Origin of the sequence: Haloparvum sedimenti (assembly GCF_001462205.1) — an archaeon.
GTDB lineage: Archaea > Halobacteriota > Halobacteria > Halobacteriales > Haloferacaceae > Haloparvum > Haloparvum sedimenti.
The window spans coordinates 155,092-167,260 of the sequence record NZ_LKIR01000127.1; the positions used below are offsets into that span (position 1 = coordinate 155,092).

Genomic DNA, 12,169 nt, shown 5'->3' on the forward strand with positions numbered 1-12,169 from the left:
ACGCCTGATGGAAGGTTGATTGACGGCTGCTCCGGGCGCAAGAGCCGGCCGATTCAGCGTGTCGCGTGAATTCGGGCCAGTCGTAGCCGCGTCTCGTTCCGACCCGTCCCGCGGGCGCGGCGCGTGGCCGGATCCGAGAGCGGCGACACCGAGAGCCGGTCGAGCGCGGGCGGCCAGTCGCGGTCGCCGGCGGCGTCGCGGGCGAACGCGAGCGCGTCGATCAGCCCTTCACCGCGGTCCATGGCACGGACGGCGTCGTCCGCTCGCCGGCGTCCGCCCCCGACCAGCAGCCGATCGCCGAGCGCGAACGCGATCCAGAACGGCACCGCCAGCAGCAACAGCAGGACACCGGCGCCGGTGTACGCCGCGGGAGGGATGCCTCGACGCCGGTCACGCTCGCCCAGCATCCGGGGCCCTTCGTCCTCGTCGTCGGCGTCGCGGTGACGCAGCAGCTCGATCCCCACCAGGGTCCACAGCTCGACCAGCAGCGCGGCGCCGAGCGTCAGGGTGACAAGCAGCGCGTTCCGGTTCCGGAGTCGGGTCAGCGCGTGTGCGATCGCGGCATCGCGGGCCGCGTCGTCGAACTCGCGGAACCGCGTCGGCACGACGAGCGTCGGCGTTCCGAGCAGGCCGCCGTCGACGGCCGCGAGGGTCGCGGCCCGGGAGTCGACGACGCGCACCGCGGGCCGCTCGGCCTCCGGGATCCCGAGGTCGACGGCGACCGCGTCGACCGCCTCCGTCACCGCGTCGTCTTCCGCGGCGGGGAGCCCGCGAACGGTACGCCGGATCAAAAGCGGCCCCGCCGCGACCCCGCCGAGCAGGCCGACCGCGGCGCCAACCGCGCTCGCCGCGGTCGTGGGAACGGACAGCGGCGCGGCGACGACCGCAGCAAGGAGCGCGACGAGCGCAGCCGGCACGGCCGCGAGCAGCAGCGCGCCGACCGCCTCGCCCGCGCCCGGTCGTGTGACGGCGTTCATGTCCCGTCCCTGCACGGAGGCACACAAATGTCTGCCGACCGTCGGTAGCGGCCGAGTGAGAATGGGGACCGCGGGTGCACACCGCCTTCCGGAGCTTTTAAACGATTTCCGGGCCGACTTTCCCGCAATGGCTTTTGAGGATCTGTTGAACGACCCCGTCATCCAGAAGTACCTACACGAGCTGGTCGGACCGACGGGCATGCCGGTGGCGGCGGCACCCCCGGACGGCGAGGTCACCGACGAGGAGCTCGCCGAGGAGCTGGGGCTGGAGCTGAACGACGTCCGCCGGGCGCTGTTCATCCTCTACGAGAACGACCTCGCGGAGTACCGCCGCGTGCGCGACGAGGACTCCGGATGGCTCACCTACCTCTGGACGTTCCACTACGAGAACATCCCCGAGAACCTGGAAGAGGAGATGTACCGCCTGCTCACGGCCATCGAGGACCGCGAGGAGTACGAGCGCACCCACGAGTTCTACCTCTGTGAGGTCTGCTCGATCCGGTTCGAGTTCGGCGAGGCGATGGACTTCGGCTTCGAGTGTCCGGAGTGCGGCTCCCCGCTCGACGCGATGGAGAACGACCGCCTCATCGACGCGATGGAGCGACGAGCCGACGAGCTCCGTGACGAACTCAACGTGGACGTGACGGGCTGATGGTCGTCCTCGCAACCAAGTGCTACGTGGCGGGCGACGCCCGCGACCGCGCGCTCGACGGCATGCAGTCGCTGGTCGGCAACGACGTGGGGGACCTCCACGTCGAGTGGGATGTCTCCGTCCGCGAGGACGACTTCGTCGAGGTCGCGCTCTCGGGCGATGACGCCACCGTGGCCGCGAACGTCCTCGCCGAGGAGTGGGGCGAGATCGACCCCGACGCTCACGAGCCCGACGAGACGTTCGTCGGGACGCTGGAGCGCTGGGACGAGGACGGCTTCGTCCTCGACGCCGGCGTGGATATCTACGTCCCCGCGAGCGAGCTCGGCCTCGGTGCCGGCTCGCCCGAGCAGATCGTCGAGCGCTTCGGCCTCGTTCAGCACACCCCCCTGACGTTCGTCTATCAGGGCGGCGAGGACGGCGCTCACCGGCTCGCGGACGCCGAGCGCGACCGCCTCTACGACTGGCGTCGCGGGGACGGCCGCGTCAACGTCAACTCCGCGACCCGCGGCGAGGTCCGCGCGACCGTCAACCGCGCCGGTCACGCCCGCGACATCGTCACCGTCGAGCGGCTCGGCCTGCTCGAACAGAGCGTCGTCGTCGGCGAGGGGACGGACCCGCCGGGGCTGTTAGCCTCCATCGGCTCCTACCTGCCGGCGGAGATGCGGTGTGTCCTCCCGGCCTGAGATGAACAGGAAGCTCCTCGCCCTGCTGGCGGTGCTGACGCTCGTCGCCAGCGCCGGCTGTCTGGCGTACGTCACCGACGGCGGCGAGGTGTCCAACGAGACGCTCGACACCGAACCGCCCGCGGAGTACGTCTTCGACAGCGAGTCGGACGCCCGGATCGACCTGCAGGGATCGACGTTCACGGCGGTGTACGCGGTGCCGGACGACGGCGAGATGCGGATCTATCAGGAGACCGGCTACGGCGTCGAGGAGCCGCGGAACCCGCGTGCGTTCCGCTATCAGTACCCCAACGGCACCGTGATCACCGGCTCCGAGTTCCGGGCGAGCGGCGGCGAGATCGAGCGCACCGCCGACGAGGTGTGGGTCCGGTTCGACGACGACATGACCGAGGGGAAGGTGGCGTTCGCGGGCGACGGCTCGCCCCGCCGGTTCGTGTTGCCCACGTTCGTGGAGGGTACCTACGAGATCGTGTTGCCGCCCGGCTTCACCACCGACTTCGCGCTGTTCGGCGAGATCTCGCCGAGCGGCTACGAAGTCGACCGGGGCGGCGACCGCGAGCGGATCACCTGGTCGGAGGACGTGACGACCGACACCGTGCTCGTGCAGGCGTACAGCGAGCGCGACTTCTGGATCTTCCTCGGCCTCGTCGGGATCGCGCTGGTCGTCGGCGCCGCGGGGCTGTACCGGTTCCGCCGCCAGCTGGAGGCGCTCCGCGAGCGTCGGCTGGAGATGGGGATCGGCTCCGAGGGCGACGACGGGCCGCCGCGCGGTCCGCGCTGATCGGTCCCGGGCGGGCCGGCCGGGCCGTCCGCCCACCGCCCCGGCTCGCCCGGCGAGCTTTTCACCGCGCCGTCCCTCCGTCCGCCCATGCAGGTAGGGATCGTCACCGTGGGGGACGAACTCCTCGCGGGCGACACGGAGAACACCAACGCGACCTGGCTCTGCGACGAACTGGACGCCCGGGGCGTGCGCGTCCGACGCGTCACGACCGTCCCGGACGAGACGGGAGAGATCGCGCGCGTCGTCAACGAGTACCACGCCGAGTACGACGCGGTGATCGTCACCGGCGGCCTCGGCCCCACGCACGACGACGTGACGATGGAGGGGGTCGCGGCCGCGTTCGGACGCGACGTGCGCGAACACCCCGAGGCGGAGGCGTGGCTCGCCGAGCGCGACGGGTACAGCGCGGACGACCTGGACCCGCGGACGACGCACCTCCCGGCCGACGCGCGACTGCTGCCAAACGAGACGGGGGTCGCACCCGGGGCGGTCGTGGAGTCGGCGTACGTCCTCCCGGGCGTCCCGTCGGAGATGAAGGCGATGTTCCGTGGCGTCGCCGACGAGTTCACCGGCGAGCGAACCTACGCGGAGACCGTGGAGACGCCGGAACCCGAGAGCGCGCTGCTGGACCGCATCGGCGACCTCCGCGCGGAGTTCGACGTGTCTGTCGGCTCCTACCCCGGCGAGACGGTGCGGATCAAGATCACCGCCACCGACCCCGAGACCGCGGAATCGGCGGCCGCGTGGCTCCGGGACCGAGTCGAGGCGACGGACGCGGAGGCGTAGTCGCGGATCCGGCCGCTCGGCCGCGTGCGGTCCGCGGCCTCAGCGGAAGAGGTAGGCGGCCCACAGGGCCGTGATGAGCAGGCTGACGAGCAGGACGGCGCCGGCGGTCTCCGGGATCGGAAGCGGCTCCGGCTGGAGCGCGGACTGAAGCATGAGCGACCCTTGTGCGGGCCGGCGCTTAACGTTTTAGTCTTCGAGCCGGGCCGTTCGCGCGGTCGTCCGTTCCGGTCGATCGGTCCGTCGCGGTCGCGGCGCTAGCGGAGGACCGACCCCCCGCCTCGCGTTCACCCTCCGACCGTTGCCACTTATGCTCCCCGCGGAACAACTGCGATCCAATGGCACCCAGTCAGTTCGAGAACGAACTTACGATCCACGGCCACGAGCAGGCGGGGACGCTGGACGAGTTCCACCGCGCCTACGAGGCCGCGGTCGAGGATGTCCGATCCGGCTTCGGCGAGACGCATCCCCTCCGGATCGACGGCGAGTTGGTCGAGACGGCGGAGACGTTCGCCGTCACGAACCCGGGCGACACGGACCAGGTCCTCGGCGAGTTCGCCGCGGGCGACGAGACGCACGTCGACGCTGCCGTCGCGGCCGCGAGCGACGCCTTCCAGGAGTGGAAGGGGACCCACTGGGACGAGCGCGCCGCGATATTCCGCGAGGCCGCGGACGTGGTTCGGGACCGCAAGCTCGAGATAACCGCGCTGATGGCCTACGAGAACGGAAAAAACCGAACCGAGGCGATCGCCGAGGTCGACGAGGCCATCGACTTCCTCCGGTACTACGCCGCGGAGGTGGAGCGGAACGAGGGGTACACCGCCGACCTGCGGGAGCCCACGCCGGGGCAACGCTGCGTCAGCGACCTCCGGCCGTACGGCGTCTTCGGCGTCGTGGCCCCGTTCAACTTCCCGTTCGCGATCCTCGTCGGGATGACGACCGGCGCGCTGATCACCGGGAACACCGCGGTCGTGAAGCCGGCGAGCTCCACGCCGCTGGTGGCGCACGCGTTCTTCGACGCCCTCGAGGAGGCGGGCCTGCCGGACGGCGTCGCCAACCTCGTCACGGGCGGCGGCCGCGCGGTCGGCCAGCCGATGATCGAACACGAGGACGTCGCCGGCTTCGCGTTCACGGGGTCGCGCGAGGTCGGGCTCCGGATCCGGCGGACCTTCGACGAACTTGACAAGCGCGGACCGGTGATCGCGGAACTGGGTGGAAAGAACCCGGTCATCGTCTCCGACAGCGCCGACCTCTCGAAGGCGGTCTCCGGCGTGAAGTTCGGCGCCTTCTCGTTCAGCGGGCAGAAGTGCTCCGCGACCTCGCGCGTGTACGTCCACGAGGATGTCGCCGAGGAGTTCACGGAGCGGCTCGTCGCCGAGACGAACGACCTCGCCGTCGGCAAGCCGGAGGACGAGGAGACGGTCGTCTCCCCTCTGATCGACGACGGCGCGATCGAGCGCTACGACGACATCTGCGAGACGGCGGCCGCGGACGGGACGGTCCTGACCGGCGGGAGCCGCGTCGACCGCGACGACCTCCCGACCGGTCGGTACGTCGAGCCCACCGTGGTCGCGGACGTTCCCCACGACCACGCGCTCGCGACCGACGAGCACTTCCTCCCGTTCGTCACCGTCCACCCCGTCTCGAGTCTCGAGGAGGGGATCGCGAAGAGCAACGACAGCGACTACGCGCTCTGTGCCGGCCTCTTCTCCGAGGACGAGGCCGAGATCGACGCGTGGTTCGACCGGATCGAGTCCGGGATGTGCTACGTGAACCGCGAGCGGAGCGCGACGACCGGGGCGCTCGTCGACGCTCAGCCGTTCGGCGGCTGGAAGTACTCCGGGACGACCGGGAAGTTCGCGGGCGGTCCGTGGTACCTCCAGCAGTTTATGCGCCAGCAGAGCCGGACCGTCGTCGGCGACGCCGGACGACCCTGAGCCCGCCGCGAGGACGGAGCCGGCGGCCGGTCCGGCGGTCGGTCCGGCGGTCGGTCCGGCGGTCGGCGTCGCTGCCGTGAGCCTCCGCGGCGTCGCCGTCCTCCTCCGCCGTCGGCGTCCGGCGAGAGGGTTTATCAGCGCGGCGGCCGTTCCCGGAGACAGATGGAACTCCGCCGGCTCGTGCGCGGGACGGTCGACTGGCCCGACCTCGAGCGGGTCGTCCGCGAGCTGGCGGCCCGCTACGACCGCGAGGAGGTCCGCGTCCGGTTTCTCGACGCGGACAACTGGCTCTCGACGCCGCTGGTGCTCGACGACGACCTGTTCGTGAAGGTGATCACGCCGCAGAACACGCTCGTCCACGCGCTGTTCACTACCGGCAGAAATCTGGGGGCGTTCTCGGCCGGCACGGAGGGGTTCTTCCAGCGGTTCGACTCCCCCTACGAGATGGCCCAGCACGAGCTGGAGGCGACGCGTCGGATGCGCGAGCTAGGGGTCAACGCGCCGGAGCCGGTCGAGGCGCTGGAGGTCGGCGAGTTCGGCGTGGTCGTGCTGGAGTACCTCCCCGAGTTCCGCACGCTCGACGAGTTGGACCGGGAGCGGGAGGCCGCGCTCGCCCCCGAGCTGTTCGGCACGCTCCGAACGCTCCACGACGCCGGCCTCGCGCACGGCGACCTCCGCGCCGAGAACGTCTTGATCCGCGGAGACGACCTCTACTTCATCGACGCGACGAGCGTCGACGAGGAGGCGGGTCGCGAGAGCGCGACCGCGTACGACCTCGCGAGCGCGATGGCGGCGCTGGAGCCGCTGATCGGCGCCCCTCAAACCGTCGCGGCCGCCTCGGAGTGGTACGACGCGGAAGAGCTCCTCGCCGCACAGCGCTTCTTCGACTTCGTCGCCATCCGCCCGGACCACGAGTTCGACGCCGCGGCGCTGAAGGGCGAAGTCGAGAAGCGCGCGAGCGGCATCGAGCAGTAGGGCGGGTCGAAAAACGCAGCGAGGGTCGTCGACCGTCGGCGACCACCGCGAACGCCCCGGGGATGACTGGTGAGTTTGGCCGGCGGGTTTAGCCGCCGAGGTAGAGCTCGGAGACCTCGTCGTCGGCCAGCAGCTCCTCGCCGGTCCCCTCAAACCGGACCGTCCCCTGGTCGAGGACGTAGCCGCGGTCGGCGATGTCGAGGCCCTTCGTCACGTTCTGCTCGACCATCAGGATCGCCGTGTCCATGTCGTTGACCTGCTGGACGTTCTCGAACACGTCGTCGGCGGTGTTGGGCGCGAGGCCGGCCGAGGGCTCGTCGATGAGCAGCACGTCCGGCTCCATCACGAGCGCGCGGGCGAACGCGAGCACCTGCCGCTGGCCGCCCGAGAGCGTGCGCGCCTTCGCGCCGCGCTTCTCGTCGAGGATCGGGAACCGCTCGTAGAGCCGGGCGATGACGTCGTCGAGCCCCTCCTCGCGGGCGACCCCGCCCATGCGGAGGTTTTCGTCGATCGAGAGCGAGCCGAACACGTTGTCGGTCTGCGGGACGTAGCCGATCCCCTCGCGGACGATCTCCTCGGGCGCCATCCCGCCGATCTCGCGGCCGTGGTAGGTGACGGTCCCGGTCCACGGCTCCAGCATGCCGAAGGCCGTCTTGAGGACGGTCGACTTGCCGGCGCCGTTCGGGCCGACGAGACAGACGATCTCGCCGGCGTCGAGGTGCAGGGAGAGGTCGTCGAGCACCTGCACTTCGCCGTAGCCGCTGTCGACCTCCGACAGCGCGAGGACGGTCTCCCCCGGATGGGTCGGTTCGGCGACGTCCGCCGCGCCCGCGTCGGCCGCGTCAGCGTCGCCGTCGGCGTCCGGGGCGTCGCTCACGCGCCACCTCCCAGGTACGCCTCGATGACGCGCTCGTCGTTTCTGACCTCCTCGGGGCTCCCCTCGGTGAGGACGTGCCCCTGGTCCAGTACGATCACCGGGTCGGCGAGGTTCATGACGAACTCCATGTCGTGTTCGATCAGCAGGAACGTGGTGCCCTGCTCGTTGAGGCGGCGGATCTGCTCCTCGAGCTTCTTCGCGAGCGTCGGGTTGACGCCCGCGACCGGCTCGTCGAGCAGGAGGATCTCCGGCTCGGCGAGCATCGCCCGCGCCAGCTCGACCAGCTTCATCTGGCCGCCGGAGATGTCGGTGGCGGGCTGGGTCGCGAGGTGGTCGATCTCGAACTCCTCGAGGATGCGCTGAGCGTCCGCGAGGTTTTTCGACTCCGCCTCGCCCACGCTGCCGGGCGAGGTGAAAAGCGAGAGGAACGACTCGCCGGGCTGGTTCCGCGGCCCGACCAGCATCGCCTCGCGAACGGTCATCCCCTCCAGCTTCCGGGGCGTCTGGAACGTCCGGATCAGGCCGCGTTCGGCGACCTGATACGGCTCCATGCCGGTCACGTCGGTCTCGCCGACCGTTACGGTGCCGCCGTCCGGCTCGTAGAAGCCGGAGATCAGGTTGAAGATGGTCGACTTGCCGGCGCCGTTCGGGCCGATCAGGCCGGTGATCGTGCCGCGCTCGACCTCGAAGGTCGCGTGGTCTGTCGCCTGTAACCCCCCGAACGCCTTCTGGAGGTCGTCGACGCGCAACACCACGTCCTCTTTCGGGAGCAACTCGGGGTTCTCACTCATCGGAATCACCGTCCTTCCGCTCGCGGACGCCGCTCTCGGGGCGCTGTGGCGCGCGCTCGTCCTCGACGGCGCTCGGCCAGATCAGCTCCCGCTGCGGCGGGAGGATCCCCTGTGGCCGGAACCGCATCACGACGACGATCAGCAGGCCGATCAGCAGGAGCCGCAGCGGCGCGGCGTCGACCGCGATCGGCAGGTCGCCCATGAACCGGGTCCCCTCTCGGATCGCGACGACGACGATGCCGCCGAACAGCGCGCCGCGGTTGGAGCCGCTGCCGCCGAGGATGACCGCAACCCAGACGTAGAACGTCGTGATCGGGTCCAGGTCCCCCGGCCCCACGTAGAGGTTGAGGTGGGCGTAGAAGACGCCCGCCAGCGCCATGATCAGGCTGCCGAGCACGAACGACTGCATCTTGAACGAGTAGGTGTTCTTCCCGAGCGCCCGCGCGAGGTCCTCGTCCGACCGGATCGTCCGGAGGACGCGGCCCCAGGGCGAGCGGTGCGCGCGCCGCAACACGAGGTACGCGACCGCGGCGAACGTCACCACCAGCAGGACGTTCAGCGCCGACTGCCAGAACGGCGTCTCGAGCAGGACGGGCGACCCCGGGATCACCTCGATCCGAAGGCCGGGCATCGCCTCGGGGAACGTGCCCAGCACCGGCCAGCCGTCGAAGAAGCCGGGGATGCCGCGAAGGCCCGCGCTGCCGTTCGTCCACTGGCGTTCGTTGAGGACGACGAGCCGGACGACCTCCGCGAGCCCGAGCGAGGCGATCGCGAGGTAGTCTGCTCGAAGCCGGAGCGTCGGGATGCCGATCAGAAGTGCCAGCACGAGGGCGACGACGAGCGCGGTCGCCAGGCCCGCGACCGGCGAGAAGCCGCCCGCGACCGGCGAGGAGTCCGCGGTCATCAGCGCGGTGCCGTACGCGCCGACGCCGAAGAAGGCGGCGACGCTGAAGTTGATCAGGCCGGTGAATCCCCACTGGGCGTTCAGCCCGAACGACAGCAATCCGTACATCCCGGCCAGCCCGACGAGGAACATGAAGTACGACGCGCCGAGCCTGCCGGTCAGGAGCGCGACGAACAGGAACGCCGCGAAGGCGAGACTCACCGCGAGCACGCCCTTCTCCGCCGTCGTGAGGTCCGCCCAGTAGCCGGCGGGGTCGTCGAGGAGGCGCATCTCAGGTGGCCTCCCCGGCGATGCCGTTGGGACGGACGAGCAGGACTGCCACCATGATCAGGAACGCGACCGCGTTGGCGTACTCGATGCCGACCGACGGGACGAGCGGGAGCGCGTCCGTGAGGTCGGAGACGAGCGGCATCATCTGGTTGATCATCCCGATGAGGAACCCGCCGAGCATGGCGCCGTAGACGGAGCCGATCCCGCCGAGGATCACCGCGGCGAAGATCACCAGGAGCAGGTTGAACCCCATCCGCGGCGAGAGCTGGTTGAACAGCCCGAGGAAGACGCCGCCCGCGCCCGCGAGGCCGGCCCCGATCACCCACATCCAGAGCGTCACCCGCCGCGTGCGGATACCGCTGACGCGGGCGAGGTCGGGGTTGTCAGCCATCGCGCGCATTTTGCGACCGAGATCCGTGTACTGCAACAGGACGTGGAGTCCGGTCACGAGCACGACCGCGGAGACGACGATGGCCACGTCGTGTTGGGTCACGCGGATCCCGTAGGGGATCAACCACTCGATCGGCCGGAGCGTTCCGACGCCGAACCGCGTGAAGTCCGCGCCGAAGCGGATCTGGATGACGGCGCGGTAGATGAACGCGATCCCGATCGACGTGATCAGCAGGCCGATCGAGTCGGTGTCGATCGACTCGTAGACCAGTTTCTCCGTGGCGACCGCGACGACCGCGGCCGCGGCGATGCCGACCAGCAGTGCGAGGAAGAAGCCGTACGGCAGCCCCAACACCGCGCCGCCGAGGCCGCCGACGGCCCCGAAGGTGACGAGCGCCGCGTAGGCGCCGACGGTCATGGTGTCGCCGTGCGCGAAGTTCGCGAAGTCGGCGATGCTGTACACCAGCGACAGGCCGATGCTCCCGAGCACGATGATGCTCGAGAAGACGAGCCCGTTCGCCAGGTATTCGAGGACCATCGGAGGGGGTTAGCCTTCGATGAAGCCGACGCCCTCGTAGGCGTGGTCCTGTACTTCGAGGATCTGCAGGAAGCCGACGGGGTCCCCGTTCTCGTCGAAGTCGATGGGGCCGCTGACGCCCTGGTAGTCCACGTCGTCCGGGCCGCCACCGTCCGCGAGGATCTCGCTCGCGGCCTCGAAGGAGGTGACCTGCTCGCCCTCGGGGCCGGAGACGCGCCGGACCGTGTCCTGAAGCGCCGCCCCGGTGAACTCGTCGGCCGCCTGAATCGCCAGCGCCGCGTTGACGACGCAGTCGTAGGCGTACGCGGCCCACGCGGTCGGCTCCTGGTCGTACTCCGCTTCGAACTCGGACGCGAACTGCTGGTAGTTCTCCTCCTCGACGGGCGCGGAGGGGACGACGATCTTCATCCCGTCCATGCTCCCCTCGGGAGTGTTCTCCAGCACGTTGTCGCCGGAGACGGAGTCGGCGCCGTAGAACTGCGCCTCGTAGCCGGAGGAGACAACCTCGTTGACCATCGTCGCGAACTCCGCCTGGTAGGTGATGAACAGCCACGCGTCCGCGCCGGAGTCGTTCATCTCGGAGACGACGCCGGAGTAGGACTGCTGCTCCTGGTCGTGGGGGCTGTTGTACGCCACGTCGCCGCCCCACGCGTTGACGAACGCGTCCGTGAGGCTCTGCCCGTAGTCGTTGTTGACGTACGTGATCGCCACCTCGTCGTAGCCGTCCTCGTCGATGAGGTTCGCGAGCGCGAGCGACTGCGCGCGCCCGGACGGCGACATCCGGAGCAGCCCGGGGAAGTCGGTGAGGTTCAGCCCCGTGGAGTTCTGGCTCAGCTGCACCACGTCGGTGCCCTCTACGACGCTCTCGTAGATGGCCAGCGAGACGCCGGAGCCGACGGCGCCGATCAGGAACGGCACGCCGTCCTGATTGACGAGCTTCTGGGCGGCCGCGATGCCGCCCTGGTTCTCGCTCTCGGAGTCCTCGACGGTGATCGACAGCTCGCGGCCGTCGATCCCAACGTCGTTGACCGCCGCGAGCGCGAGATCCTTCCCGCGCTGGTTGCGCTCGCCGAACGCCGAGAGCGAACCGGTCAGCGAGTCGACCATCCCGATCTCGTAGGCCTCCGTCTCCTCGCCGCCGCTCCCCTCTTCTGTTGCGGTGTCGCCGCCGCTCCCGTCTTCGGTCTCGGTGCTTCCCTCGTCGTCGGTCGTGCTGACACAGCCCGCGAGCGCGGCGAGCCCCGCGCCGCCGGTGGCCTTCAGCAGCGTTCTCCGGTCGGTGATATCCGTGTTACCTTGTGACATGCGTGCTCACGTATCCTGTTGGATTGGTGGTGGGTCAACCCACACCCTACCATGGTCGGCCTTCGCCTATCCCCTCGCCATCATCGGCATATATTGCCGGAACTGTTGTGTTCGATGATAGTGAAGAGAAATAATTGGTCGGGTGCCCACCTATGCGCGTAGGGAGGTGACGATCACTCATGATCCCACCGATCGCGAACGACTTCGTGGCCGGGGAAACGCCGGAGGCGGCGCTCGCGCACGTCGACGAGATCAACGCCCGCGGCGTCGCCGGCATCCTGAACCTGCTCGGCGAGCACTACGACG

Annotated in this window: 12 protein-coding genes and 1 pseudogene; 7 read left to right on the top strand and 6 right to left on the bottom strand. The window is 69.8% G+C overall.

What is annotated here, in order from left to right; all coding sequences use genetic code 11:
• Nucleotides 1-53 precede the first annotated feature (53 nt).
• Nucleotides 54-977 carry a hypothetical protein gene (locus AN233_RS10875; RefSeq protein WP_058366800.1) on the bottom strand — a complete coding sequence of 308 codons (924 nt, stop codon included), beginning with the start codon at nt 975-977 and terminating at the stop codon, nt 54-56.
• Nucleotides 978-1,104: 127 nt separating this feature from the next.
• Between AN233_RS10875 and AN233_RS10880 the strand changes: the two genes are divergently transcribed.
• From AN233_RS10880 to AN233_RS10905, 6 genes are all read left to right on the top strand, one after another.
• Complete coding sequence (locus AN233_RS10880; protein ID WP_058366801.1) at nt 1,105-1,629, top strand: transcription factor; 525 nt, start codon at nt 1,105-1,107, stop codon at nt 1,627-1,629.
• Nucleotides 1,629-2,312 carry a DUF2110 family protein gene (locus tag AN233_RS10885; RefSeq protein WP_058366802.1) on the top strand — a complete coding sequence of 228 codons (684 nt, stop codon included), beginning with the start codon at nt 1,629-1,631 and terminating at the stop codon, nt 2,310-2,312. The genes AN233_RS10880 and AN233_RS10885 overlap by 1 nt, the downstream gene beginning before the upstream one ends.
• A 1-nt stretch (nt 2,313) precedes the next feature.
• A complete protein-coding gene (locus tag AN233_RS10890; protein WP_058366803.1) occupies nt 2,314-3,093 on the top strand; it encodes a DUF5803 family protein in 780 nt (259 codons plus the stop codon).
• An 87-nt stretch (nt 3,094-3,180) separates the two neighbouring features.
• The gene (locus tag AN233_RS10895) at nt 3,181-3,879 is read left to right on the top strand and encodes a competence/damage-inducible protein A (protein ID WP_058366804.1); all 699 of its coding nucleotides are present in this window, start codon (nt 3,181-3,183) and stop codon (nt 3,877-3,879) included.
• A 335-nt stretch (nt 3,880-4,214) separates the two neighbouring features.
• Nucleotides 4,215-5,813, top strand: coding sequence for an aldehyde dehydrogenase family protein (locus AN233_RS10900; RefSeq protein ID WP_058366805.1), 1,599 nt, complete (start codon nt 4,215-4,217; stop codon nt 5,811-5,813).
• 162 nt (nt 5,814-5,975) lie between these two features.
• The gene (locus AN233_RS10905) at nt 5,976-6,788 is read left to right on the top strand and encodes an RIO1 family regulatory kinase/ATPase domain-containing protein (protein WP_058366806.1); all 813 of its coding nucleotides are present in this window, start codon (nt 5,976-5,978) and stop codon (nt 6,786-6,788) included.
• 88 nt (nt 6,789-6,876) lie between these two features.
• On the opposite strand, the gene AN233_RS10910 is transcribed toward AN233_RS10905, so the two are convergent.
• The 5 genes from AN233_RS10910 to AN233_RS10930 form a co-directional block, all read right to left on the bottom strand.
• A complete protein-coding gene (locus AN233_RS10910; RefSeq protein ID WP_058366861.1) occupies nt 6,877-7,566 on the bottom strand; it encodes an ABC transporter ATP-binding protein in 690 nt (229 codons plus the stop codon).
• A 95-nt stretch (nt 7,567-7,661) separates the two neighbouring features.
• Nucleotides 7,662-8,456 carry an ABC transporter ATP-binding protein gene (locus AN233_RS10915; RefSeq protein WP_058366807.1) on the bottom strand — a complete coding sequence of 265 codons (795 nt, stop codon included), beginning with the start codon at nt 8,454-8,456 and terminating at the stop codon, nt 7,662-7,664.
• Nucleotides 8,449-9,630, bottom strand: a complete 1,182-nt coding sequence (locus AN233_RS10920; RefSeq protein ID WP_058366808.1) for a branched-chain amino acid ABC transporter permease — start codon at nt 9,628-9,630, stop codon at nt 8,449-8,451. The genes AN233_RS10915 and AN233_RS10920 overlap by 8 nt, the downstream gene beginning before the upstream one ends.
• A gap of 1 nt (nt 9,631) precedes the next feature.
• Complete coding sequence (locus AN233_RS10925) at nt 9,632-10,558, bottom strand: branched-chain amino acid ABC transporter permease (protein WP_058366809.1); 927 nt, start codon at nt 10,556-10,558, stop codon at nt 9,632-9,634.
• Between the two features lie 9 nt (nt 10,559-10,567).
• A complete protein-coding gene (locus AN233_RS10930; RefSeq protein ID WP_058366810.1) occupies nt 10,568-11,863 on the bottom strand; it encodes an ABC transporter substrate-binding protein in 1,296 nt (431 codons plus the stop codon).
• A gap of 179 nt (nt 11,864-12,042) precedes the next feature.
• Between AN233_RS10930 and AN233_RS18070 the strand changes: the two are divergent.
• A pseudogene (locus AN233_RS18070) lies at nt 12,043-12,169 on the top strand (proline dehydrogenase family protein); the annotation flags it as partial.

Bases quoted from the DNA above. Each gene is read 5' to 3' on its own strand.
- AN233_RS10875 (WP_058366800.1), bottom strand. From the start codon at position 977: ATGAACGCCGTCACACGACCGGGCGCGGGCGAGGCGGTCGGCGCGCTG.
- AN233_RS10880 (WP_058366801.1), top strand. From the start codon at position 1,105: ATGGCTTTTGAGGATCTGTTGAACGACCCCGTCATCCAGAAGTACCTA.
- AN233_RS10885 (WP_058366802.1), top strand. From the start codon at position 1,629: ATGGTCGTCCTCGCAACCAAGTGCTACGTGGCGGGCGACGCCCGCGAC.
- AN233_RS10890 (WP_058366803.1), top strand. From the start codon at position 2,314: ATGAACAGGAAGCTCCTCGCCCTGCTGGCGGTGCTGACGCTCGTCGCC.
- AN233_RS10895 (WP_058366804.1), top strand. From the start codon at position 3,181: ATGCAGGTAGGGATCGTCACCGTGGGGGACGAACTCCTCGCGGGCGAC.
- AN233_RS10900 (WP_058366805.1), top strand. From the start codon at position 4,215: ATGGCACCCAGTCAGTTCGAGAACGAACTTACGATCCACGGCCACGAG.
- AN233_RS10905 (WP_058366806.1), top strand. From the start codon at position 5,976: ATGGAACTCCGCCGGCTCGTGCGCGGGACGGTCGACTGGCCCGACCTC.
- AN233_RS10915 (WP_058366807.1), bottom strand. From the start codon at position 8,456: ATGAGTGAGAACCCCGAGTTGCTCCCGAAAGAGGACGTGGTGTTGCGC.
- AN233_RS10920 (WP_058366808.1), bottom strand. From the start codon at position 9,630: ATGCGCCTCCTCGACGACCCCGCCGGCTACTGGGCGGACCTCACGACG.
- AN233_RS10925 (WP_058366809.1), bottom strand. From the start codon at position 10,558: ATGGTCCTCGAATACCTGGCGAACGGGCTCGTCTTCTCGAGCATCATC.
- AN233_RS10930 (WP_058366810.1), bottom strand. From the start codon at position 11,863: ATGTCACAAGGTAACACGGATATCACCGACCGGAGAACGCTGCTGAAG.